We start from the raw sequence: 23,496 nt of genomic DNA, 5'->3' as shown, positions 1-23,496 counted from the left end.
TCTATAATGTTGTTAAAAAGGTTTTTAATCTTGGAAAGATCAACTCTGGTTTGAACTTTGAGTAATACACCAATGGTTGTTTTTTTGCATCTTCTATATTATAATCAATGGTTTCTAATAAATGCACAGCAACATGGTTTTTTCTTTCATATTCACTAAACCAATTTTGCTTATTTAGATAGGGTGAAAATATAGTAAAAGTTGGAATTTGTAATGATTTCGCCATGTTAATTGCACCTCCTTCATTACCAATTACGGCTGTGCAATGTGCAGTAATTGCTAGAAATTCTTTTAAACTTTTTCCGAAAACATTGAAGAAAATATGTTGTTGAGTTTGTTTTTTACATAGATTAAAAATAGCTTTTGCTTCTTCTTTCTGTATTGGGATATAATTAAAAAGCATTTGTGAGTAAGGGGTTGTTTCTACGATATTATCTAAGAGTTGCGCCATATATTTGGCTGGATAGGTCTTGACCTCTTGGCTTCCTAACACACTAATCATAAATAAAGGTTTACTTAAGTCAATTTTTGAAGACTCTAAATACGATTTTGCAAGTTCTAGTTCTTTAGAACTTAAGTAAATTCTAGGTTGATATAATTTAAATGGAATGTTTAAACTTTGCAATAAACGCATTCTATTTTCAATAGCTAAACTAGCATTGTGTTCTGGTGCTTTTAGTCTCTTAATACTATGGTTGTAAATAAACGCTGTGTGTTTTTTGAAGTATGCGCTTTTAATTTTGGCTTTGGAATATAAGCTAATTAATGCACTGCTTAACTTGCCATAGACGTCTATAACCACATCATAGTGCTCTTTTTTTAAAGATTTTAAAAATTTGAAAAACATAATCTTATTGTCTTCCATTTCGGGAGTTACAAACAAGAACTTATCAATAAATGGATTATTCTCAACCACAGGAAACGTGTGCGAATTAATTACATAATGTAACTCAGCATCAGGATGTTCAGCTTTAAGGGCTTCAAACAAGATGCTTGTGGTGAGTACGTCACCAATCATTTTCTGTTGGATAATGAGGATTTTCATATTAAAAAATGAAATTACAAATAAAAAACTCCAAATTCCAATAGAAGAGAACAAACCATTGGAATTTGGTATTTAGATTTTGAAGTTATGAGTACAGCGAGTTTAAACTGCAACATCATATTCACGTAAGGCATCATTTAAAGAGGTCTTTTTATTGGTGCTTTCTTTACGCTTTCCAATAATCAAAGCACAAGGCACGTTAAACTCTCCAGCCGGAAATTTTTTAGTGTAACTACCAGGAATCACTACAGAGCGAGCGGGAACTCTACCTTTCATTTCGACAGGCTTATCGCCAGTTACATCAATAATTTTTGTGCTCATCGTCAAAACGACATTAGCACCTAAAACAGCTTCTTTTTCTATATGAACACCTTCAACAACGATACATCGTGAACCTATAAATGCACCATCCTCAATAATTACTGGAGCAGCTTGTAAGGGTTCTAAAACACCACCAATACCAACACCTCCAGAAAGATGAACATTTTTACCGATTTGTGCACAACTCCCAACCGTTGCCCAAGTATCTACCATAGTACCTTCATCAACATAAGCACCAATATTCACGTAGCTTGGCATTAAAATAACGCCAGAAGAAATATAAGCACCATGACGAGCCACTGCATTTGGGACTACTCTTATTCCACGCTTTTTATAATTGCGTTTTAAAGGAATTTTATCATGATACTCAAAGATACCAGCTTCTAGAGTTTTCATTTTTTGAATAGGAAAATAGAGCACAACAGCTTTTTTAATCCATTCGTTCACTTGCCATCCATCGTCAGTAGGCTCTGCAACTCTTATTGTGCCTTCATCTAATAAGTCTATAACGCTTCTAATACTGTCAATAGTAACCTGATTAGTTAATAACGACCTGTCATTCCAAGCGTTCTCTATATTTTGTTGTAGTTGTTTCATTATCTTTTTTTAAGCTATTTCTACAAATATAAGTGTATAATTTAGATCATTAAATTATGGTGAAATAAAATTAATATGGCCGACTAAAATAAGTGAAGTCTTAATTAACGGCTAATTTTTATAAAACCATCCTTATCCGCTAGGAGGTGATTTTATTTAATAGAAAATAAAGGTGACATTGTAGTTGTTTCTGTGTGTAATTTATTGCTTAATAGTGTGTTGTGTTTTGTTCTACGTATACAATTAATATAAATCTAAGTTTTTAAAATTTGTTTAGGCTAAATAGAGGTTTTTTTGTCACCAATACTTAAAATATTTTTATTTAAATGTGACTTATCTAAAAATGTAGTGTCTTAAAATAGTAATGAATTGTTTAAGTTAGAGGGTAAATAATGTCATGCGTTTAATGGATCGTTGATTATTCTGAAACGCTTCTTTAATCTGTAAAGAAGCGTCTTTTTGTTTAACATATCACAATATAAAAGTAACTTTGTCATATGGCAAGAATATTAGCATTAGATTTTGGGACAAAACGAACAGGAATAGCAGTAACAGATGAGTTGCAAATTATTGCTTCTGGTTTGACAACCGTTGCTACAAAAGAGTTGATTGTATTCTTAAAACAGTACATTTCAGAAGAAAAAGTAGAACTATTTATCGTTGGTGAACCTAAGCAGATGAATTATGAAGCGTCTGAAAGTGAGGTGTCTATCGCTAAGTTTTTAGTTAATTTAGAAAAAGCTATACCTCAAATACCTGTAAAACGTGTTGACGAACGATTTACGTCTAAAATGGCATTTCAAACAATGATTGATAGCGGACTTAAAAAAAAGCAACGAAAAGATAAAGCATTGATTGATGAGATTAGTGCGACTATTATCTTACAGAGTTATTTACAGAATCCGTCTTAAAAATTCTTAAATAATAACAAAAATTGTACTTTTGCACCCGAAAATCACAATATAATGATATTACCAATTGTTGCTTATGGTGACCCTGTTTTAAGAAAAAAAGGAGCGCATATTACGAAAGATTATCCTAATCTAGAGGCGCTTATCGAGAACATGAAAGAAACTATGTATGGTGCTTTTGGTGTTGGATTAGCTGCACCGCAAATAGGCTTGCCGATACGAATTTTTCTTGTAGATACTGAGCCTTTTGCCGAAGATGACGAGTTTACTGAGGAAGAACAGGAGCAACTTAAAAATTTTCAGCGTACATTTATTAATGCTGAAATCTTAGAAGAAGTAGGTGATGAATGGGCGTTTAATGAAGGCTGTTTGAGTATTCCTGATGTGAGAGAAGATGTATTTAGACAACCTAAAGTGACCATCAAGTATCAGGATGAAAATTTTAAAATACATACTGAAGTTTATGATGGCTTGATTGCGAGAGTTGTTCAGCATGAATATGATCATATTGAGGGTATTTTGTTCACCGATAAACTATCATCACTAAAAAAACGTTTAATAAAAGGGAAATTAGTAAACATTTCCAAAGGAAAAATAAAAGTAGATTACAGGATGCGTTTCCCACTTATGAAGAAGAAGCGCTAATACTTAAAATATATTATGACTTTAGATAAAATACTTTCCATTTCAGGAAAACCAGGATTATATAAAATTATTACACAAACTAGAAATGGTTTTGTTGTAGAATCTCTAATTGATCACAAAAAGGTTTCTGTGAATATCCACAGTAATATAAGTGTATTGAGTGAAATCGCTGTGTATACGTTAACAGAAGAGTTGCCACTTAGAGATGTCTTAAAAAAAATCAGAGACAAAGAAGATTCAAAGCAAACCTCGATAAGTCATAAAGATTCTAAAGACAAGTTAGAAGCGTATTTCTTTGAAGTCTTACCAGACTATGATGAAGACAGAGTCTATGCAAGTGATATCAAAAAAATTGTACAGTGGTACAACTTGCTTGAAAAGCACGACATGCTAGGTGCTTTAGAGGACGATAACAAAGTGACTGCAGACGAGGAAGAATAAGCCCGTTAATAGATTGTTCATATTATTTGTTACTTAGAATTTCTATCTGAGTGAAACCGTTGTATTTTTGAGTTTTAAATAGAGATTATGTCCGATAAAACTCATCAACTAAAAGCTTTTGAGCGTCTACTTATCATTATGGATGAGCTGCGTGAGCATTGTCCTTGGGATAAAAAGCAAACCATTCAAACCTTACGTAACCTTACCATAGAAGAAGTTTATGAACTGGGTGATGCTATTTTAGATAATGATCTAGAAGAGGTTAAAAATGAACTCGGTGACGTGTTACTTCACATTGTTTTTTATTCCAAAATTGGTAGTGAGAAAAAAGCCTTTGGTATTGCTGATGTTTGTAATAGTATCTGTGATAAACTTATTAATCGCCATCCTCATATCTACGGAAATGTAACTGTTGAGAACGAAGCTGATGTTAAAAGAAATTGGGAACTCATAAAACTGAAAGAAGGCAAAGGGAAAAAGAGTGTTTTAGAAGGTGTGCCCAAAAGTTTACCAGCTATGGTAAAAGCCAGTAGAATCCAAGATAAAGTAGCAGGTGTTGGATTTGATTGGGAAGAACCACATCAAGTGTTTGAAAAAGTACAAGAAGAATTAGGAGAACTACAAGAAGAGGTCAATCAAAATAATCAGGATAGAATAGAAAGTGAATTTGGCGATGTGCTCTTTTCAATGATTAATTATGCACGCTTTTTAAAAGTTGATCCAGAAAGTGCTTTGGAGCGAACAAATAAAAAATTTATTAAACGTTTTCAATATTTAGAGCAAAAATCTAAAGACTTAAACAAACCATTATCAGATATGACACTTGGGGAAATGGACATTTTTTGGGAAGAAGCAAAGCGGTTGCCAAAATAGGTAATTAGAAAATCGTTTTGATTTTCAAATACTAAAGTTATGGAAGAAACGAAAAAATATTTTTTTTTCATTAGTTGTAGTCCAAACACATAAAACCATACGTATATATCCTATATAGAAACTAATTATAGTTTCTTAAACATAAGTAGGTAATCTTAATGCAGTAGTTAAGCGGACGCATTAAGATTTAAAGTTTAGTTTAGTTAGGGATAAAATCCTGTCTGTGTATTCAGACAGGATTTTATTATTTAGCAGAGTTTTCTTCCTAAAAGGCTATTTCCATTTGATATTACAGCCCACACTAGGTTTTTGAGTTTTAGAAACAGGTTGCTTGTTAAGTAAGGAGTCCAACGTATCACGAATATCTTTTCCTGTTAACTCTAAGTTGTTTCCAGGTCTAGAATCATCTAATTGTCCTCTATAAACCAATTTTAATTCATCATTAAAAACATAAAAATCAGGCGTGCAAGCAGCATTATAAGCTTTAGCTACGTCTTGTGTTTGGTCGTATAGATATGGGAATTTATAATCGTTTTCTATAGCATGCTGTTTCATTAAATGGGGAGCATCTTGTGGATAATTGTCAACATCATTACTAGAAATTGCAATACAATTAATGCCTTTTGATACATAGTCTTTTGCTAATTGTGATAATTGTGGATTCACATGAATTACAAAAGGACAGTGATTACAGATAAAGAGTATCAAAGTTCCATTAAGGCCTTTTGCTTCATCTAAAGAAACGAATGTGTCATCAATAGTGTTCACTAATTTAAAATCTGGAGCATTTGTTCCTAACGGAAGCATATTTGAAGGTGTAAGTGACATATTTTTTATACTTTTAAGTTATGGATAATATAATAACTTTCGAAGACTTCACAAAAGTAGATTTGCGTATTGGTACTATTATTGAAGTTAATGATTTTCCTGAGGCTAGATTTCCAGCGTACCAACTTAAAATTGACTTTGGTGATTTAGGTATTAAAAAATCATCAGCACAAATCACAACCTTGTATACTAAAGAAGAATTACTTCAAAAGCAAATTGTTGCGGTTGTGAACTTTCCAAAGAAACAAATTGCTAAGTTTATGAGTGAATGTTTAGTTATAGGAGCCGTTGACGGTAAGGATGTTATGCTTCTCAATCCCGAAAATAGAGTTAAAAATGGAAGCTCTGTTTCTTAATTGCGTTAAGATGTTTAGTTGTTTTAGTCTATTTACATTTTTATTTAAAAAGTTTATGTAGTGTTATTTCATTAAAAACTACTACCATAGAATTATTCAAATCTTAGGGTATTACTGAGAAATTTCCTTTTTTCAAATAAACACTAAATCTCAATAATTGTTAGACCTTAATGAGTTTTAAGTAAAAAGCCTCTATATTCCTCTGGGAACTTCCTTAAATCTCTACGGCATAACACAACCGAGTAAGCATTGAAAACGGCTACTGCGACTCTAAACTATAGCTCTTCTCTAAAGAAAATGGCATTCATTAACAACTTATTAGTGCCATACCAAAAGGCTCTAAAATTTGTGTTATCAGTAAATACAACGACGTTCCCTCTGCCTAAATTCTTAACTTTGAAAGGCACAGTTAGCGACAAGCTATCTAAATTGGGTTTAGAAATATAACCACTTAGCAATGGGTTTTTGGTGTATTTTATGGGATTATTATAACTCTGTTTAGCGGCTTTCATAAATAGTGTATTGTTTCTAAATAGTGCTATGTTATCAGCTTTGTAACCAAAATTTATGGGATGAGAACGATCTAAATGGGCTTTAAAAATCGCACCACCGATAACTTGAGCGCCTCTAAAATCTCCGCGTTGCTCAAAGGTGATATCTGTAGCTTTACGTTCCATTTTTTTGAAATCTATTTTAATAAATTCATTTGTTTTTAACCAATTCAACGCACTTCTATAACCAATAATGGTACCTCCTTTTTGAACCCATTCTTTTAATTTTTTGGTTGCACCCGAGTCAACTCGTCCACTAGGTAGAATGATGGTATTGTAACGATCAAGGTTGACGTTACTTAATGAGTTATTATCTAATTTTGTTATGCGTATGTCATAACGTTGATCAAATAAATGCCACATTTCTCCAGCATCATAAGGGCTAATACCCTCTCCAACAATCAGAGCTACTTTTGGTTGCTTTAATGCTCTAAATTTACTGCTCCCCAAATCAATGCCTTTAGTCAGTCCTGTTTCAACGGCATCAATTTGAACATGACTCTCTTCGGATATTTTTTGTAGAAATTTAAACAGGTCTGCTGCTGATTTGTTTTGATTTTGAACGGGAATTAATATGGTTCCGTAGTCATAATCTTTACCATTGATACTAAATTGTTTCATACCCACTTTTGCTCGTAAGCCAGAATTTAAAATAGCATTTAAAGCTTTAGGTGTATAGTATTCGTGCCATTCCATCAAATAGGCATAGTTGCTTTTTGTAGCAACAGTTCCGGTTTTCATTTCTAAGTTTTCGACTTTTGCTCCAGCGTTTGAGGTGGATATGTTTTCTTCATAATCCAATCCAAAAGCTAGCGGAAAGGTCCAAGCAGAAACATCGTAAAACAAACTGTCTTGAAATGTAGTACGCTTTTCAAACATCGCATTAATCATGCGCGTATTTTTTTGATTCTTCGGAATAATATAAGCATGCCCTTTTTTAAATTGCTTTCCATTACTTGTAAAGTCTGCTTTTAATTCATGAAAATCTATGTGCTGGCGTTTTAAAATTTCAGCTAAATGAAACGTTTTTGCAGCATCTTTTTCATCTCCAAACACGATGGCTTTTCCGTTTTCTTTTTTGGCTTCTTGTCTCGCATTTTTATAAAAATCATGTTGATATTGTAGTATGTCTTCACGCATGTTTTTTGCAGCTTCTAAGGTAGATAAAGCCGCAGTGAGCTGGTTTCTAATAGCGAACGGGAATGTTAAAATTCCATTGTCACTTTCTTGAAGGTGTCCTCGAGCACTAGCTTGTTCAAAAAGAATCCCGATGCCACCGTTAATATCTGGGAAGGTAGATCCTTTTCCGTAGTAAAAATCATCATAGCTTTCTTCAGTATAATACAGTGAACCAATTTTATCTAATGCCTTAGCATGAAAATCACCAATATTTTTAGTGAGTTCTTGATTGAGTTTAGGGGTCAATGGATGGGTTCTGGACGGAATTCCTGGCTGAAAAAAGAAACTAGAATTCGTTCCCATTTCATGGTGATCTGTTAGAATATTTGGTAACCATTTATGAAAACTCGCTATACGTGCTCGCGATTCTGGTAATTGTACAGGTAACCAGTCACGGTTCATATCAAACCAATAATGGTTTGTGCGTCCACCAGGCCAAACCTCGTCATATTCTCTGTCGTTTGGATCTGGATTAGGATTTTTATTTTTATTAGAGTTCGCCCAATAAGCAAAGCGTTGTAAGCCGTCAGGATTAAGAGAAGGGTCAAATAAAATAATAGTGTTCTCTAATATGTTTTTGACATCCTCACTTTGAGCTGCAGCTAAATGATAAGCTGCCAATAGTGACGCGTTAGATCCGCTAGGTTCATTACCATGAATAGAGAATCCTTGGTAGACTACAATTGGCATATTGCCAGTAGTAACCGTATTGTTTTCTGTAGAAGCAATATGTGCTTGCCTAATAGATTCTAGATTTTTATGGTTCTCTGGCGATGTAATAGTTAATAGGAGTAGGGGTCTACCTTCAAAAGTGGTACCGCGATTTTCTACGGTTATTCTATTAGATGATTTTGCTAACGCTTGCATGTAGTAGACTAACTTATCATGTGTAATATGCCACTCTCCAACTTGATGTCCAATCACAGACTCTGGAGTTGGTATACTTTGGTCGTAAGTTACATCCTGAGATAGGTAATAGGATAAATCTGTTTGTTTTTGTGCATTTATATTACATACAAATAGCACTAGTAGAAGCGTCGTTAGTCTCATAAAAGGTATTGATTAGTTTATAAAAATAGAAAAACCGCTACTCATTGAATAGCGGTTTGTACAATTTAACAATTTAAGTTGTTATATGTCTTCAAAATTGATGTCTGTGAATTTTTCAGCAGATTCATCAGAATCATCGACGGGTGCTCCCCCTTCAGTAACATCATCTGCTGCCGCATAGTCTTCTTTTTTGAAATCTTTTTGGTGACGTTCGCTAATAACTTCATCTCCTTTTTCTGAAATGATATAGTCTGTCATCTCAATTAAAATTTCATTAAACTCAGTAAAGTCTTCTTTGTATAGATATATTTTGTGTTTTTTGTAGTGAAACGATCCATCATCGTTAGTGAATTTCTTACTTTCTGTAATTGTAAGATAATAATCTCCAGCTTTCGTAGCTCTTACATCAAAAAAGTATGTTCTTCTTCCTGCTCTTAAAACCTTTGAGAAAATTTCCTCTTTCTCCATCATTCCGTGATCACTCATAGCTAATTTTTAATTTTTAATTTGATTGCGCATCAAAAATCTAAAAAAAAAGAGTAGTAAGCAACAAATTACTATAATTCTTTTGTGCTAAGTTGCTTTAAGTAAAGCACTTTGTAGTATCCATCTGTGTTTACCAGAGACTCATGTGTTCCTTTTTGAATGATTTTTCCGTCTTCTAACACAATAATAGTATCTGCATCTTTAGCAGAAGAGACACGATGACTCACAATTATAGTCGTTTTTCCTTCGGAAATTTTACGTAAATTTTTAAGGATTTTTTCTTCAGTTTCTGTATCTACAGCAGACAAGCAGTCATCAAATAACATGATTTCTGGTGCTTTAATTAGGGCTCTTGCAATAGAAACACGTTGCTTTTGTCCACCAGAGAGCGTTACACCTCGTTCACCTAATTTGGTCTTATACTTTTTAGTGAATTTCATAATGTTTTTGTGCACATCTGCATTTTTTGCAGCGTTGATGACTTCTTCTTCTGTAGCATCTTCTTTACCAAACATGATATTATTTTCAATAGTATCAGAAAACAAAAAGGCATCTTGGGGTACATAACCTACGTAGTGTCTTAAACTTTTAAGATGTATTTGGTTTATTTGTGTGCCGTCAATTAATATTTGGCCCTCTTGTACATCATAGAGCCTACCAATGAGATCTAGAATTGTTGATTTGCCAGAACCTGTTTTACCTAGTATAGCAAGTGTTTGTCCTTTTTTGAGAGAAAAACTTACCTTATCTAAGGCCTTAATATTAGTGTCAGGATAAATGTAGGTGACCTCTTTGAATTCTATATTTCCATTGATATTGGTTGGAGTCGTGCTCAAGTTTTTAACTTCAGGTTCTTCTAATAAAAACTGGTTAATACGTTGTTGAGAAGCTTCGGCTTGTTGTACTAAATTAGTAACCCAGCCTACAGTTGCAACAGGCCATGTCAGCATATTCACGTAGATTAAAAATTCTGCTATGGTTCCAATTTCTTTAATTTCTCCATTGATATATTGCATGCCACCAATATAAGCGACGAGCACATTACTTATCCCAATAAGAAGAATCATTGATGGAAAAAATAAAGCTTGCACTTTAGTTAAATCAATTTGCTTTTGTTTGCTTTCTTCAGAAAGTTTATGGAACTCATCAAAATTTCTTCCTTCTATACCATAGGATTTAATAACAGAGATTCCGCTAAATGATTCTTGTGTATAAGCAGAAAGGTGTGATAAATACTCTTGCACTATTCTACTGCGATTATTTATGACTCTACTTAATTTGTAAATAATAAATGATAATAATGGCAGCGGTAATACAGTATACAATGTAAGCTTAGGTGCAACATTTATCATATAAATTAAAGCCACTAGGAAAAGTGTCACCGTATTTATAGTATACATAATAGCTGGTCCAGCATACATTCTCACCTTATTAACATCTTCACTAATTCTATTCATTAAATCACCTGTTTTATTGGCTTTATAGAAGTTTAGTGATAGATTTTGATATTGTTGGTAGATTTCATTTTTTAAATCAAATTCTATATAACGTGATACATTTATAATAGTTTGTCGCATTAAGAATGTGAGAATTCCAGCAATAACAGCAGCTCCAATAAGGTAACCAATATTTATTGCTAATTCTTGTCTAAAAAGTTCCTCACTGATTTCTCCATTTAATTTTTTGGAGATAGTGGTTATGGCTTTACCAATAAATCGGGGTGTAAATAATGCAAATATTTTTGCTCCTATCGTTATTAGTACACCTAATAGTAGTCTGTAGCGATACTTTTTAAAATATTTATTTATATGTCTGAGTTCTTTCATTAACTATATCGAAACTTGAATATTAACAATTTGATATTTTAAGACCTTATTTTTGCTAATACTCACATATTGGATTATTTTTGCTCGCTATTTTACATATAATTAAAATAGATTTTTAATCTCAATATAATGACATCAGATGTTTTAAGTTCTAAAGAACTTTCAAAAATAGATCCAGTTTTTGGACAATTATCTTTTGATAATCACGAGCAAATCGTTTTTTGCAACGACAAAGATACTGGTTTAAAAGCAATAATTGGAATTCATAACACAGTTTTGGGACCTGCTTTAGGAGGTACTAGAATGTGGAACTATAATAACGAGTGGGAAGCACTTAATGATGTATTAAGGTTATCACGTGGGATGACATTTAAATCTGCGATTACAGGCCTAAATCTTGGAGGAGGAAAAGCCGTTATTATTGGTGACGCTAAAACCCAAAAGACTCCTGAGCTTATGCGTAAGTTTGGTGAGTTTGTGCACTCCTTAAGTGGTAAATATATTACTGCGGAAGATGTAGGGATGACTACGGAAGACATGGACACAGTAAGAGAAGTCACACCTTATGTGACAGGTATTTCTGAAAGTAAGGGAGGTGCAGGGAATCCATCTCCAATTACTGCTTACGGTGTTTTTATGGGAATGAAAGCTGCTGCTCAGTTTAAATATGGTAGTGATGTTTTAGAAGACAAAACGATATTTGTTCAAGGTATAGGACATGTTGGAGAAGCTCTTGTCGAGCATCTAACAAATGAAGGTGCTAAAGTTACTATTGCAGATATAAATCAAGAACGTTTAGAAGAAGTACGCTCTAAATATGATGTCACTATTTATGGAGGACAAGACATCTATAGTGAGCGTATGGATATTTATGCGCCTTGCGCTTTAGGAGCAACAATAAACGATGATACGATCTATAAATTAAATGCAGATATCATCGCAGGTGCTGCAAATAATCAGTTGGCAGACGAAGTAAAACATGGCAAGCTTTTAAAAGATAGAAATATTCTTTATGCTCCAGATTTTTTAATTAATGCAGGTGGAATCATCAATGTGTATGCAGAATTAGAGAATTATGATCGTCAAGAGATCATGCGAAAAACTGAGAATATCTTCAATACAACATTGGAAATTTTAGATCGTGCTAAAGCAAACGATGTCACAACCAACAGTGCCGCTTTGAGTATCGCTAAAGAACGTATTGAAACTCGAAAAAGAGAACAAGGAAAATAATAAGATTACAAACTAAAATAGTTTGCATCTTTTAAAATTATAGTATTTTTGCAAGGCAAATTTGATTACTGTACTTCTATGAAATCAGTGGTCACATTTGCTTTTATTAATTAATAGCTCTTTGTAAACATGTTAAATAGACGACATATTCGTATTAAGGTAATGCAAACACTATATGCTTCAAGAGGAAGTGAAAGTGATGATATTAAAATAAGCGAAAGGTTTCTTCTACAGAGTCTTGATAGCATGTACGAATTATTTATCGCTCAATTATCTCTTTTGATTGAGGTTCATAAAAAATCAAAAGATATCTTAGATAAAACCCAAAAAAAACTGCTAGCAACTAAAGAGGAAAAAAATCCAAATTCAAAGTTTGTAAACAATGAGGTTTTGATACTTCTAAGTTCTAACGAGGTTTTTTTAGAGTTAATAGAGGATCAAAAAGAAAATCCTTGGTATTTAGATTTTGAATACATTGACGTCATATTCAAATCTATTCTTAAAAGTGATATTTATAAAGACTATATGTCTACTAAAACATCAACTTTTAAAGATGATAAAATATTTATAATCGATTTGTTTACAGAAATTATTGCACCTAATGACAAGCTATATGACTACTTTGAAGGCAAACGCCTTACTTGGTTAGATGATCTGCCAGTAGTCAATACTGCAATACTTAAGATTTTAAAAAAAGTCAAAGCATCTTCTGACGGTAAGTTCTTTACCCCAAAATTATTTAAAGATACGGAGGACAAAGAATTTGGAGTTAATTTATTGAAAAAGAGTATTTTAAATCAGGCTAAATTTATTCAGGAAATAGGGTCTAAAACTAAAAATTGGGATGCAGAGCGTATCACACAAATTGATGCAATATTGATGCAAATGGCTATTTGTGAATTTCAAAAATTCCCTTCAATACCAGTAAAGGTGACTATAAATGAATACTTAGAAATTGCTAAAGAGTATTCTACACCCAAGAGTAGTAATTTTATTAATGGTATCTTAGATAAGATTGTTAAAGGTTATACCGAGGAAGGAAACCTTAATAAAATTGGTAGGGGTTTGATGTAAACCTTATATTTTATAAGTGATATACTGTTAATCTTTTGTTTGAAAATTGGCTAAAAATTTTAATTAGATGAAATTATTAGTACATTTGGCTTCTCGAATCAAAAATTATTTAAAAATTATACAAATGAAAAAATCAATTTTAGCCTTAAGCGCGTTATGTTTAGTAGCGTTCACATCTTGTAAAGAGGATGCAACAAGTAAGATCAACTCAAGCAACGTAGCAGCTGCTGCAGAAAGAGATGCAACTGCAGGTGATTTTCCTGTGATTTCTTTTACTGAAACTGAGCATGATTTTGGAACTATCGTTAATGGTACTCCTGTAGAAACAAAATTTAGTTACACTAACACTGGTAAGACACCTTTAGTAGTAAGTAATATTAAAAGTACATGTGGATGCACTGTGCCTTCAGATTGGAACAGAAACCCTTTAGCTCCAGGTGAGTCTGCTGAGTTTACTGTCAAGTTTAATGGAAAAGGTGCTAATCAAGTTCAAAAGTCAATTACGTTAACAACGAATACTGAAAAAGGTTCTGAAATTGTTAAAATTAAAGCTTTTGTTCAGCCAGATCCAAATGCACCAGATAAGAAAGCGGGTACGACATCAATTAATCCTGTATCTAAATAATTTATGGGAGCAATCGGAGATTTTTTACCTTTTATAGCCATGTTCGCCGTTGTGTATTTCTTTATGATTGCACCTCAGATGAAACGAGCAAAACAAGAAAAAACGTTTTCTGCAGCTTTAAAAAAAGGTGATAAAGTTGTTACAAAAAGTGGTTTACACGGTAAAGTCGTTGATCTTAATGATAAAGACAATAGCTGTGTTATCGAAACACTTGCAGGGAAAATTAAGTTTGAGCGTTCTGCTATTTCTATGGAAATTAGTCGAAAATTAAATACTCCTGCAATTGTAAAATAGAAGAATAATATTTACAAGATATTTTAAACTCCGAAAGTTCTCTTTCGGAGTTTTTTGTTTTATTAAGACCCAAGACAGAAGATAGTAGTTTGCATCTATAGAACATAGTGATGGTTAAAATGCCTGAATTTCTGAAAGAAGAACGTACTGAATGTTTTAAACTCTAATGATAATCGTGGATACGTCTTTAAGGTTTTCTTCTGTTTTTTTTGTATGTATTTCTAGGTTACTCTATAGCTTTCTTTGCAGTCAACTCAGCAATCTTACAAATTACTTCTGTGGCTTTTATCATACTTTCTACTGGCACATATTCATAACGTCCGTGGAAATTATGACCGCCAGCAAAAATATTCGGACAAGGTAATCCCATAAAACTTAATTGTGAACCATCAGTCCCTCCTCTAATAGGTTTTATTAAAGGTTCTATATCCAATGCTTTCATAGCTTCCTCAGCAATATCAACAATGTGCATTACAGGTACTACCTTTTCTTTCATATTGAAGTACTGATCTTTTATTTCAATGGTAATCACTTCACGCTCATATTGTTCATTTATTGCATTAGTGAGCTTTTGTATCACTTCTTTTCTAGCTTTAAAATGATTCATATCATGATCTCTTATGATATAATGTAATACGGTTTCTTCAACTTTACCTTCTATATTATGAAGATGGAAAAATCCTTGATAGCCTTCTGTATGCTCTGGTGTCTCCATACGAGGTAAAGAATTGATAAACTCTGTAGCGATATACATGGAGTTAACCATTTTTCCTTTAGCATAACCAGGATGTACTATTTTACCTTTTACAACTACTTTTGCTCCTGCAGCATTGAAATTTTCATATTCTAATTCGCCAATTTGGCTACCGTCTATAGTATAAGCCCAATCAGCTCCAAATTTTTTAACATCAAATTTGTGTGCACCGCGACCAATTTCTTCGTCTGGAGTGAAACCTACTTTGATAACACCATGTTTAATTTCTGGATGATTAATGAGGTATTCCATTGCAGAGATAATTTCTGTTATTCCAGCTTTATCATCTGCACCAAGAAGCGTTGTTCCGTCAGTAGTAATGAGAGTTTGTCCTTTGTACAATAATAAGTCTTCAAAATAATCTGGTGAGAGAATGATATTTTCCGCAGCATTTAAAACAATATCCTTACCATCATAATTTTCAATAACCTGAGGATTGACATTTGCACCTGTAAAGTCTGGTGTTGTATCAAAATGAGACACAAAACCTATTGTTGGTACTTTATGATTTACGTTACTTGGTAAAGTTGCCATGATATAAGCATTATCATCAATAGAGACATCGCTCATACCAATAAGTTTTAATTCTGCTACCAAAATATTTGCCAAGTCCCATTGCTTTAGAGTGCTTGGTGTTGTGTCACTTTCTGGATCAGATTCAGTGTCAACGGTAACGTAGCTTATAAATCGTTTTGTGATGTCGTCTTTTGAAATCATAACGTGTAATTGTTTTGTTTTAAGAGTTTTAGTGAAATGTAAAAAACTATAGGTTAATTATTAAACCTAAAGTTAGCGATTATATTCAAATGTATATTATTTTTGCACTAGAAAAGATTTTCAATGTACAAGCTTTTAATTAGACCGCTATTATTTTGTTTTGACCCTGAGAAAGTCCACTATTTTACATTTTCTTTAATTAGGACTGTTTCTAAAATCCCTGGGTTTTCATTACTTTTTAGGACTCTATATCTTTTAGAAGATCCTTTTTTAGAACGTAAATTATTCGGACTTAAATTTAAAAATCCAGTTGGATTAGCAGCAGGTTTTGATAAAAATGCAGTGCTTTATAACGAGCTAGCCAATTTTGGTTTTGGGTTTATTGAAATTGGTACAGTCACACCAAAAGCCCAAATTGGAAATCCTAAAAAGCGTCTATTTAGATTAAGGGATGACAAAGGGATTATCAACCGAATGGGTTTCAATAACGAAGGTTTAGATGCCGCTATTTTAGAGTTAAAAAAGAATAAAGGTAAATTAATAATAGGAGGGAATATTGGTAAAAATACAGATACCAAACCAGAAGATTACACTAAAGATTATATACATTGTTTTAATGGGTTACATCCTTACGTAGATTATTTTGTACTCAATGTAAGCTGTCCTAATGTAGATAGCCATGCTAAACTTAATGATAAAGATTATTTATTGGAGCTCATTCATGCTGTACAAAAAGCGAATAATACATTTGATACACAAAAACCAATTGTATTAAAAATAGCGCCAGATTTAAATGATCTTCAACTTGATGAAATCATAGAGTTGATAGCCGAGACTAAATTAGATGGTGTTATTGCTAGTAATACCTCTATGGATAGAGCTGGTTTAAAGGCTTCTAATGAGCGTCTTGCTGAAATCGGCAATGGTGGATTAAGTGGTCAACCTATTAAAGAGAAATCGACGCGAGTTATCAAATATCTTTCAGAAAAAAGTAATAAGTCATTTCCTATAATTGGTGTAGGAGGTATTCATTCCGCAGAGGATGCTTTAGAAAAAATTGAAGCAGGAGCAGACCTAGTTCAAATCTATACTGGTTTTATTTATGAAGGACCAAAATTGATTAAAAACATCAATAAAGCAATACTAAAAAAGCAAATTCACAGTTAAGTCAATTCGCTTTGTGAGATATGGCAATTAGCATGTAAAATAAGTCTAATAATTAGCGTGTATGGCACTTGTATTTCAAAATAAAAGCATAACAAAGACTATTCATTTATTTTAGTTCATAATGCCATTAAATGAGACTAATGAGTTCATGAATCTGCGATTTCTATTTTATCTAAGGCTTATTTCACTTACTAATTGGTACTAAAAAATTTCCGAAGTATTAATTTTTAATAAACGGAATTGTTTCTGAGCTATTCTCTTTAGTCAATTCTAAATAATATACACCGTTACTTAGGGTATGAGTTTGTATACTTAAATCATCAACTTGAGTGATTTTTTTACTGGTCATAATTTGACCTAACATATTATAAACGATATAACCATCTGGTAAATCATTAGTAGTAGCTAATTTAATGTTTAAGACCTCTTTTGATGGGTTTGGATACACCGTTATGTTGTTAGATGAAAAATAATCATCCACACTTAATACAGCATTACCCATATAAATTATTTCGCCAAATCCATAATTTCCCCCAGTAGTGACAATATCACCTTCTAGAGTCTCAAGCGTATAAGATCCATTTCCTGAAGAACAACAAATACCATCACCATAGCTGTCAATCATTTCAAACGTATAACAGTCATTTGTTGCAATATCAAACACTTCTGTAAATGTTGCATAATCATCATCACCTTCAATATATTCTGAGCTTATGATTTCTACTCCAGTACTAATGTTTGTAAAAACCCAAGAGGTTTCTGCCGGCCAGTTATCTGTAATTAGGGTTAGCAATACTTGAGTTGTACTGATGTTTTCCCCTCCAACTTTGATATACTCTTGGTATACCTTTGTTAATGATTCAGATCCATTAGAAATGGTGAGCGTAACATCATATCCACCTTGATTAGAATACGAATGTGATGGGTTTTGGGTAGTATAATCAATGATGTCATCGCCATCAATATCCCATTCCCATGAGGTTGCTCCAACACTACTATCTGTGAAATTTACTGCCATAGAATTACCACAATCTCTAATGAAATCTGCAGCGATATTTACATTAAAACTTGGACAAACCATTGCCGATCTAGAGGTTTGATACGTACCATAAATTCGTGCATATTGCTGTAGAGAGAATTCTGTACGACATGTTTTACGAGAATAGGACATAATGTTTAAGGGATTAGGTGTGAAATCCTCACCATTTGCATCTATATCAGTTCCTACGTAATTACAAGAGCCAGTTACATTACCAAATCCTAATTGTGGATCTGCAGCTGTATCACAAATAAAGTCACCATCTGTATCACAATTAGATCCATCAACTAACTCTGTTGTTAATGTGCCATTAGTGTTTCCATGTGTGTGTGATAAACCAAAAAAGTGTCCCATTTCATGAGGCATTGTACTGCCATTTAGGGCACAGGTATTATCCATCAATATGACCTCTGGTCCTCCTGGAAAATAGGCATAGCCACATAAACCACCACCTTCTGCAGTGCTTACTGAATTGGCAAAGTATATATTTATAACGTTAGGAACATTATTAGTCAATGTAAGGGCATCCTGCTCGTCTGTAGAAAAATCATAATATTCTGTACTATCAATATAATTAATAGCATCACAAAGAAAGAATTCCAAAAATGCATTATCATAAAAGGTATTCATATCAGCAATAATAGTGTTTATTGTTGCTTCTGTAAAACCTCCAGTGCCTTCATCAGTTCTTAAAACATGTATTTTAACAGGAACAGAACTCACTGCTGTTGAAGAACGTTGTAAGATTTTTTGGTAATACTCTTGCTCAAATTGCCTAACCTGAGGCAGTGTGTTTTGATAATATTTTTCGGATTCTGCAGTAGCTACAGTACCACACTGTGGTTCGTTTTGAGCTATTACATTAGAAAATGAAAATAAAATAACAGTTAAGCATAGCAGTAAAGTGTTTATTGGGGTAATTCGTTTCATAACTTAAAGTAAATGTGTAGGTTAAGTTTATACTGTAAAGATGTAAAAATACGACTAAATACTTAAATCATAGGTGAGATACGTTTTTAAATTCGAATTAATCATTTTAATTCACAGTAGATTTTACGAGATAGGGAGCTATATAGCGAATAGTTTACCAATTAAAATAAATGTAGTCTTACATTATTTTTTAATTAAGTTTATAAAAAATATAGACTTTGAATTACGACCTCTTAATCTCTTTCATGATTGCAACTTCGGTGCTGGCAATATCTCCTGGGCCAGATAATATTTATGTATTGATGCAGAGTATTGTTAATGGTAAAAAATATGGTTTAGCAACTGTTGCAGGTTTAATATCAGGATGTTTAGTGCATACCACATTAGTCGCTTTTGGCGTATCTGCCATCATCAAGGAAAGTGATATTTTATTTTTTATTATAAAACTATTAGGTGCACTCTACTTATTATTTTTAGCTTTTAAGGTGTACAAATCAGGTTCTGAGTTAAGCTTAAATAGCGATAATATTCCAAAGAAAAGTTTATCGCAACTCTTTAAGCAAGGGTTTATAATGAATGTATTCAACCCTAAAGTATCGATATTCTTTTTAGCATTTTTCCCGGGATTTTTATTTAGTGATACCTTAAGTTCTATTATCCAATTTTACGTATTGGGTTTATTGTTTATGCTAGTTTCTGGGATCATTCTTTCGACAATAGCTGTTTTGGCTGGATCAATTTCAGATTATATAAAACAACACGAGCGCATTGGATTATATTTAAAGTGGTTACAAATTATTGTCTTTGTTGGGATTGCGATTTTAATTTTTACTTCGGAAAAATAAAACGTTCATTTCACCAATATTACTATCTTTGAACCCAATGATTAAACCTCTTAAAATAATCGAATGTCCTCGTGACGCTATGCAAGGGATTAAAGCTTTCATTCCTACGGAAAAGAAAGTCCAATATATTCAGTCTCTGCTTAGAGTTGGTTTTGATACCATAGACTTCGGAAGCTTCGTGTCTCCTAAAGCCATACCGCAAATGGTCGATACTGCTGAAGTTTTGTCAAAATTAGATTTGAGTACAACGAAGAGTAAGCTTTTGGCAATCATAGCAAACACTAGAGGCGCACAAGAAGCATGTCAATATCCAGAGATTGATTATTTGGGCTACCCATTTTCAATTTCTGAAAATTTTCAGATGCGCAACACACATAAAACCATTGCACAATCGGTAGTGACACTTTCTGAAATTTTAGAACTTTCCAATACTCACAATAAAGAAGTCGTCGTCTACATTTCTATGGGATTTGGAAATCCTTACGGTGATCCTTGGGATGTTGATATTGTAGGGGAATGGACAGAACGATTAAGTAAAATGGGAGTAAAGATTCTCTCGTTAAGTGATACTGTAGGAAGCTCAGATCCAGAAAACATCAACTATTTATTCTCTAATTTGATTCCACAGTACTCTAATATTGAGTTTGGAGCACATTTGCATACGACGCCAACGACATGGCATGAAAAAGTAAATGCAGCTTTTAAGGCAGGTTGCATGCGTTTTGATGGTGCCATACAAGGATTTGGTGGTTGTCCAATGGCAAAGGACGAACTCACAGGTAATATGCCAACAGAAAAATTATTATCTTACTTTACATCTTCAAAACATAATAACCTTAATGCCATGAGTTTTGAAAGTTCCTATAATGAGGCGACTAAAATTTTTACTGAGTACCATTAAAAAAGCCCTGATCTTTCGATAAGGGCTTTAACTTTCAGATTAAAAACTCAAATAATTATTCTTCAAGTAATTTGTATAACTTCAGTACAGAAAAATTACATGCACTGATTTTAAATTAATTCAATATTATTTTTTTGGTGGTACTAAATGCTCCAGATGTAAATTGTAAAACGTAAATCCCACTTGATAATGATGAAAGATCTAAGCTTTTGTTATAAAAACCGGAGTTGCTTTTTAATGCTGTCTCATAAACCTTTTGTCCGGTTGAAGAATAAATAGCAACGTTGTTATTGTTTCCATCTAAAGCACTTACATCATAGACCAAGTTAATTTGTTTGTCCGATGAAGGGTTTGGATAAATTCCAAAAGATACATTTTGAGAGACATCGGCAATACTTAAGGCATCCGTTACATTATTAATAACAAATGTTAAATCTCCAGAACTAGTACCTGAAAACGCTGTAAATGTTAGTCTGTAAACAGTATCATCAGCATATTTTATATAAAATGCTTGATTTGAATCTACTACAATCCCTGATCCACCAAAAGCTTTCCAATCGTAACCAATAGTATTCATATTATCTAAATATGTTAATGAAGGATTCATTAGCATACCACCTGGCTCATCATTTTGAGCAATTTCAACATTAGGATTATGTAAGACACCTGTTACATTATAATACTGTCCTGGAGGATTTAGGAAGGAATTATATTTTCTAAATACAAAATCCCAGTCTGTTGCAGCAGGTTCAGCAATAACTTCAGAATCCGTTTGTAAACTATAGTAATTGAATCGGTTGTTTGGATTGCTAGAATTGGCTACGGTCTCTGTAATATCTGCTGTCCAAGCACTTCCTGTCCAACTCGAATATTTAAACGTGTAGGCACCAAGATAGGTTTCAATAAAGAATTTTTTATAAGAGCCATCAGGGTATTTCAAGACAAAAACAATTTGTCCTTCTACGGTATTATTCCCTCCGTTGTAGTTTCCAAAACCAGAAGCAGGAAATGGATTGCCAGAAATTGATGTATTCATAAAAGCGCCACTGCTCCAGTTGGTATCACTGTTGTACAATTGCGTCCAAGTAGACTCATTAGTAACATCTACTGTGTCATAACCAGCAGGTGTATTAGCAGCTTCAAATACTTGTATGCCAACACCGTCATTGACACGTACACCAAGATCAAAAATACTAGTTCTTAAAAAAGCAATATCCCATTGATTGGCAGTGAATACAGTCTCAGTTTGAGTGCTCAATTTATAATAAATTTCATTAGAATAACCAGCACCCATACTGATGTCTACAGTGACTTCTTGCGCTTGCGAATACATAACACTTATTAGTGTGACGAATAAAATGTGTAAATTTATTTTCATAATAGTTGTATTTAATAGTTTATAATAATTCGAATTCAAATTCTGGATAACCTCTTTCACCACTATCACTGGTAAAATGTTAAAAACTTTATTTTGTAAAGATTACCGTCCGTATCTTTTAATACGAAAAAAACATCATCAAAAACACCTGTAAAAACACTTCTCCAACTGCTACCTATACTGTTTTGACTCAAATCAAAACTGCTTGTATCAATATCTGCAATAGAAAAATCTTCATAGGTCGATACATCTGTCGCAACACTATAAGAAGACACATTTCCGTTTCTATTAGTAATTATAAAATCTGAAAAACCATAAGCACCAAACTCAGGACCAAAAGCAATAACATTAGTAAACACAGTAAACCCTAGATCCCATTTATCTTTCTCAGGTTGAACATCAACAATTTGATTATTTTCCATACTGAAAAAAGTAAAATTGAATGCTGAATTTTTTGATATGGTCACTTCTTGATGTGTTGTAGCATCTAAATCTGCATATTGAAGTACATAATTATCACCACTTCTTAAAACACGAATTTTTTTCCATCCTCTAGGGGAATCTGAGATATCAACACTTCCCACTTCTGGAGTATTTGTTCCAACTTCATAACCCATATTTATTAGATATACCGGATTGTTAGTAGCGGTTGCTGAAATTTCGGAAATAGCAGTGGTGCCTATATCACCTGTAACACCATCGGCATATACATCAGCGCCAACCTGCCCAATATTCATTTGAGGCTGTAGATTTGCTATTTGAGTATCAGACGCTGTTACAGCATCAATGTCAGTTGAAGATAATGCTGCTGCAAACATATAAATACTATTATTTATAGCGACCCTAAAATCATCGCCTCCATAAAATCCTAAATCCCAAGAATCTCGTCGTGCTGTCGTAATTTTATTATTACTGAGATCTACAAATACTTGATCTTGTTGATTAGGCCCACCAGTAGTTGGTACTAGACTTCCTCCAAGCGAAGCGGAAGAGTTAAATTGAAAGATACTATTACCTTGAATAGTACCATTTGAATAGGCAATGTTGGTAATTTCAAACTCTATTAATGTGTTTTCATCAATCGCAGCACTAATTTTATTAAAAGTAAAGCTGGTGTTCATTTCTCCACTACCAATATCTAATACAATTTCATTATTCATTGCTGCAGGTGATGTTGTATAATCGATACCATAAACGGCATTAGTTTCAGCAATATTTAATGTTATGGTACCCGTTTGATTAGTGGTTTCCGAATACACTAAATTCACAGTATTTTGTGACTCAAATGATGTGAGGTTTGCAGATAAGTTTTCAAAAGCAACTACAAATGGATCTGATAGTATCGTTTCATCATCGCTACATGACAATGCGAATAGCATTACACACAGCATTATTGCGACTTGTTTTGTATGTTTAATAAGTTTCATAAT

The 23,496-nt window shown here is 33.1% G+C and carries 22 protein-coding genes; 12 read left to right on the top strand and 10 right to left on the bottom strand.

Annotation, left to right across the window (positions count from 1 at the left end):
* Position 1 precedes the first annotated feature (1 nt).
* Together H593_RS0108475 and H593_RS0108470 are read right to left on the bottom strand one after the other, a co-directional pair.
* Complete coding sequence (locus tag H593_RS0108475; protein ID WP_028872061.1) at positions 2-1,045, bottom strand: glycosyltransferase family 9 protein; 1,044 nt, start codon at positions 1,043-1,045, stop codon at positions 2-4.
* Positions 1,046-1,147: 102 nt separating this feature from the next.
* Positions 1,148-1,963: a 2,3,4,5-tetrahydropyridine-2,6-dicarboxylate N-succinyltransferase gene (locus H593_RS0108470; protein WP_028872060.1), complete on the bottom strand. Its 816-nt coding sequence runs from the start codon at positions 1,961-1,963 to the stop codon at positions 1,148-1,150.
* Positions 1,964-2,460: 497 nt separating this feature from the next.
* Between H593_RS0108470 and ruvX the strand changes: the two genes are divergently transcribed.
* The 4 genes from ruvX (at position 2,461) to mazG (ending at position 4,833) form a co-directional block, all read left to right on the top strand.
* Positions 2,461-2,874, top strand: a complete 414-nt coding sequence (gene ruvX, locus H593_RS0108465; protein ID WP_028872059.1) for a Holliday junction resolvase RuvX — start codon at positions 2,461-2,463, stop codon at positions 2,872-2,874.
* Positions 2,875-2,928: 54 nt separating this feature from the next.
* Positions 2,929-3,519, top strand: coding sequence for a peptide deformylase (gene def, locus H593_RS0108460; protein ID WP_028872058.1), 591 nt, complete (start codon positions 2,929-2,931; stop codon positions 3,517-3,519).
* A 15-nt stretch (positions 3,520-3,534) separates the two neighbouring features.
* A complete protein-coding gene (locus H593_RS0108455; RefSeq protein ID WP_028872057.1) occupies positions 3,535-3,960 on the top strand; it encodes a DUF5606 family protein in 426 nt (141 codons plus the stop codon).
* An 87-nt stretch (positions 3,961-4,047) separates the two neighbouring features.
* Positions 4,048-4,833, top strand: coding sequence for a nucleoside triphosphate pyrophosphohydrolase (gene mazG / locus H593_RS0108450; RefSeq protein ID WP_028872056.1), 786 nt, complete (start codon positions 4,048-4,050; stop codon positions 4,831-4,833).
* Between the two features lie 273 nt (positions 4,834-5,106).
* Here mazG and H593_RS0108445 read toward each other — a convergent pair whose 3' ends face one another.
* Entirely contained in the window at positions 5,107-5,661 is a 555-nt protein-coding gene (locus tag H593_RS0108445; protein ID WP_028872055.1) for a thioredoxin family protein, read from the bottom strand.
* Between the two features lie 20 nt (positions 5,662-5,681).
* Here H593_RS0108445 and H593_RS0108440 point away from each other — a divergent pair, with 20 nt between their 5' ends.
* Positions 5,682-6,017, top strand: coding sequence for a tRNA-binding protein (locus tag H593_RS0108440; RefSeq protein WP_028872054.1), 336 nt, complete (start codon positions 5,682-5,684; stop codon positions 6,015-6,017).
* Between the two features lie 275 nt (positions 6,018-6,292).
* On the opposite strand, the gene H593_RS0108435 is transcribed toward H593_RS0108440, so the two are convergent.
* The 3 genes from H593_RS0108435 to H593_RS0108425 all read right to left on the bottom strand — a co-directional run bounded on the left by H593_RS0108435 (position 6,293) and on the right by H593_RS0108425 (position 11,109).
* Complete coding sequence (locus tag H593_RS0108435; RefSeq protein ID WP_028872053.1) at positions 6,293-8,797, bottom strand: M14 family metallopeptidase; 2,505 nt, start codon at positions 8,795-8,797, stop codon at positions 6,293-6,295.
* Between the two features lie 81 nt (positions 8,798-8,878).
* The gene (locus H593_RS0108430; RefSeq protein WP_028872052.1) at positions 8,879-9,283 is read right to left on the bottom strand and encodes a PUR family DNA/RNA-binding protein; all 405 of its coding nucleotides are present in this window, start codon (positions 9,281-9,283) and stop codon (positions 8,879-8,881) included.
* Positions 9,284-9,354: 71 nt separating this feature from the next.
* Positions 9,355-11,109, bottom strand: coding sequence for an ABC transporter ATP-binding protein (locus tag H593_RS0108425; protein WP_028872051.1), 1,755 nt, complete (start codon positions 11,107-11,109; stop codon positions 9,355-9,357).
* A gap of 129 nt (positions 11,110-11,238) precedes the next feature.
* On the opposite strand from H593_RS0108425, the gene H593_RS0108420 reads away from it, so the two are divergent.
* From H593_RS0108420 to yajC, 4 genes are all read left to right on the top strand, one after another.
* On the top strand, positions 11,239-12,342 hold the full coding sequence (locus tag H593_RS0108420) for a Glu/Leu/Phe/Val family dehydrogenase (protein ID WP_028872050.1): 1,104 nt from the start codon (positions 11,239-11,241) through the stop codon (positions 12,340-12,342).
* A gap of 129 nt (positions 12,343-12,471) precedes the next feature.
* Positions 12,472-13,416, top strand: coding sequence for a transcription antitermination factor NusB (gene nusB, locus H593_RS0108415; protein ID WP_245585024.1), 945 nt, complete (start codon positions 12,472-12,474; stop codon positions 13,414-13,416).
* A 124-nt stretch (positions 13,417-13,540) separates the two neighbouring features.
* Positions 13,541-14,041: a DUF1573 domain-containing protein gene (locus H593_RS18745; protein WP_051229674.1), complete on the top strand. Its 501-nt coding sequence runs from the start codon at positions 13,541-13,543 to the stop codon at positions 14,039-14,041.
* Between the two features lie 3 nt (positions 14,042-14,044).
* Positions 14,045-14,335 (top strand): preprotein translocase subunit YajC, encoded by a 291-nt coding sequence (gene yajC / locus H593_RS0108405; protein ID WP_028872048.1) that lies wholly within the window; start codon positions 14,045-14,047, stop codon positions 14,333-14,335.
* A gap of 226 nt (positions 14,336-14,561) precedes the next feature.
* Here the strand turns inward: yajC and pepT are convergent, their stop codons facing one another.
* The gene (pepT, locus tag H593_RS0108400; RefSeq protein ID WP_028872047.1) at positions 14,562-15,806 is read right to left on the bottom strand and encodes a peptidase T; all 1,245 of its coding nucleotides are present in this window, start codon (positions 15,804-15,806) and stop codon (positions 14,562-14,564) included.
* A gap of 123 nt (positions 15,807-15,929) precedes the next feature.
* Between pepT and H593_RS0108395 the strand changes: the two genes are divergently transcribed.
* Positions 15,930-16,973: a quinone-dependent dihydroorotate dehydrogenase gene (locus H593_RS0108395; protein ID WP_028872046.1), complete on the top strand. Its 1,044-nt coding sequence runs from the start codon at positions 15,930-15,932 to the stop codon at positions 16,971-16,973.
* 220 nt (positions 16,974-17,193) lie between these two features.
* Here the strand turns inward: H593_RS0108395 and H593_RS0108390 are convergent, their stop codons facing one another.
* Positions 17,194-18,942, bottom strand: a complete 1,749-nt coding sequence (locus H593_RS0108390; protein ID WP_028872045.1) for a T9SS type A sorting domain-containing protein — start codon at positions 18,940-18,942, stop codon at positions 17,194-17,196.
* 218 nt (positions 18,943-19,160) lie between these two features.
* Between H593_RS0108390 and H593_RS0108385 the strand changes: the two genes are divergently transcribed.
* Together H593_RS0108385 and H593_RS0108380 are read left to right on the top strand one after the other, a co-directional pair.
* Entirely contained in the window at positions 19,161-19,787 is a 627-nt protein-coding gene (locus H593_RS0108385) for a LysE family translocator (RefSeq protein WP_028872044.1), read from the top strand.
* 37 nt (positions 19,788-19,824) lie between these two features.
* Positions 19,825-20,688 (top strand): hydroxymethylglutaryl-CoA lyase, encoded by an 864-nt coding sequence (locus tag H593_RS0108380; protein ID WP_028872043.1) that lies wholly within the window; start codon positions 19,825-19,827, stop codon positions 20,686-20,688.
* 115 nt (positions 20,689-20,803) lie between these two features.
* On the opposite strand, the gene H593_RS0108375 is transcribed toward H593_RS0108380, so the two are convergent.
* A complete protein-coding gene (locus H593_RS0108375; RefSeq protein ID WP_028872042.1) occupies positions 20,804-22,066 on the bottom strand; it encodes a T9SS type A sorting domain-containing protein in 1,263 nt (420 codons plus the stop codon).
* A gap of 65 nt (positions 22,067-22,131) precedes the next feature.
* Positions 22,132-23,493: an HmuY family protein gene (locus tag H593_RS18740; protein WP_051229670.1), complete on the bottom strand. Its 1,362-nt coding sequence runs from the start codon at positions 23,491-23,493 to the stop codon at positions 22,132-22,134.
* Positions 23,494-23,496: the final 3 nt, after the last annotated feature.

The sequence above is a fragment of the Psychroserpens burtonensis DSM 12212 genome, from assembly GCF_000425305.1.
GTDB lineage: Bacteria > Bacteroidota > Bacteroidia > Flavobacteriales > Flavobacteriaceae > Psychroserpens > Psychroserpens burtonensis.
The sequence above is the reverse complement of the archived record's forward strand: the minus strand, read 5'-3'. Positions and strand labels throughout refer to the sequence as shown.

Excerpts from the sequence above, each read along its gene's own strand:
- H593_RS0108475 (WP_028872061.1), bottom strand. The coding sequence starts at position 1,045 with ATGAAAATCCTCATTATCCAACAGAAAATGATTGGTGACGTACTCACC.
- H593_RS0108470 (WP_028872060.1), bottom strand. The coding sequence starts at position 1,963 with ATGAAACAACTACAACAAAATATAGAGAACGCTTGGAATGACAGGTCG.
- ruvX (WP_028872059.1), top strand. The coding sequence starts at position 2,461 with ATGGCAAGAATATTAGCATTAGATTTTGGGACAAAACGAACAGGAATA.
- def (WP_028872058.1), top strand. The coding sequence starts at position 2,929 with ATGATATTACCAATTGTTGCTTATGGTGACCCTGTTTTAAGAAAAAAA.
- H593_RS0108455 (WP_028872057.1), top strand. The coding sequence starts at position 3,535 with ATGACTTTAGATAAAATACTTTCCATTTCAGGAAAACCAGGATTATAT.
- mazG (WP_028872056.1), top strand. The coding sequence starts at position 4,048 with ATGTCCGATAAAACTCATCAACTAAAAGCTTTTGAGCGTCTACTTATC.
- H593_RS0108445 (WP_028872055.1), bottom strand. The coding sequence starts at position 5,661 with ATGTCACTTACACCTTCAAATATGCTTCCGTTAGGAACAAATGCTCCA.
- H593_RS0108440 (WP_028872054.1), top strand. The coding sequence starts at position 5,682 with ATGGATAATATAATAACTTTCGAAGACTTCACAAAAGTAGATTTGCGT.
- H593_RS0108435 (WP_028872053.1), bottom strand. The coding sequence starts at position 8,797 with ATGAGACTAACGACGCTTCTACTAGTGCTATTTGTATGTAATATAAAT.
- H593_RS0108430 (WP_028872052.1), bottom strand. The coding sequence starts at position 9,283 with ATGAGTGATCACGGAATGATGGAGAAAGAGGAAATTTTCTCAAAGGTT.
- H593_RS0108425 (WP_028872051.1), bottom strand. The coding sequence starts at position 11,109 with ATGAAAGAACTCAGACATATAAATAAATATTTTAAAAAGTATCGCTAC.
- H593_RS0108420 (WP_028872050.1), top strand. The coding sequence starts at position 11,239 with ATGACATCAGATGTTTTAAGTTCTAAAGAACTTTCAAAAATAGATCCA.
- nusB (WP_245585024.1), top strand. The coding sequence starts at position 12,472 with ATGTTAAATAGACGACATATTCGTATTAAGGTAATGCAAACACTATAT.
- H593_RS18745 (WP_051229674.1), top strand. The coding sequence starts at position 13,541 with ATGAAAAAATCAATTTTAGCCTTAAGCGCGTTATGTTTAGTAGCGTTC.
- yajC (WP_028872048.1), top strand. The coding sequence starts at position 14,045 with ATGGGAGCAATCGGAGATTTTTTACCTTTTATAGCCATGTTCGCCGTT.
- pepT (WP_028872047.1), bottom strand. The coding sequence starts at position 15,806 with ATGATTTCAAAAGACGACATCACAAAACGATTTATAAGCTACGTTACC.
- H593_RS0108395 (WP_028872046.1), top strand. The coding sequence starts at position 15,930 with ATGTACAAGCTTTTAATTAGACCGCTATTATTTTGTTTTGACCCTGAG.
- H593_RS0108390 (WP_028872045.1), bottom strand. The coding sequence starts at position 18,942 with ATGAAACGAATTACCCCAATAAACACTTTACTGCTATGCTTAACTGTT.
- H593_RS0108380 (WP_028872043.1), top strand. The coding sequence starts at position 19,825 with ATGATTAAACCTCTTAAAATAATCGAATGTCCTCGTGACGCTATGCAA.
- H593_RS0108375 (WP_028872042.1), bottom strand. The coding sequence starts at position 22,066 with ATGAAAATAAATTTACACATTTTATTCGTCACACTAATAAGTGTTATG.
- H593_RS18740 (WP_051229670.1), bottom strand. The coding sequence starts at position 23,493 with ATGAAACTTATTAAACATACAAAACAAGTCGCAATAATGCTGTGTGTA.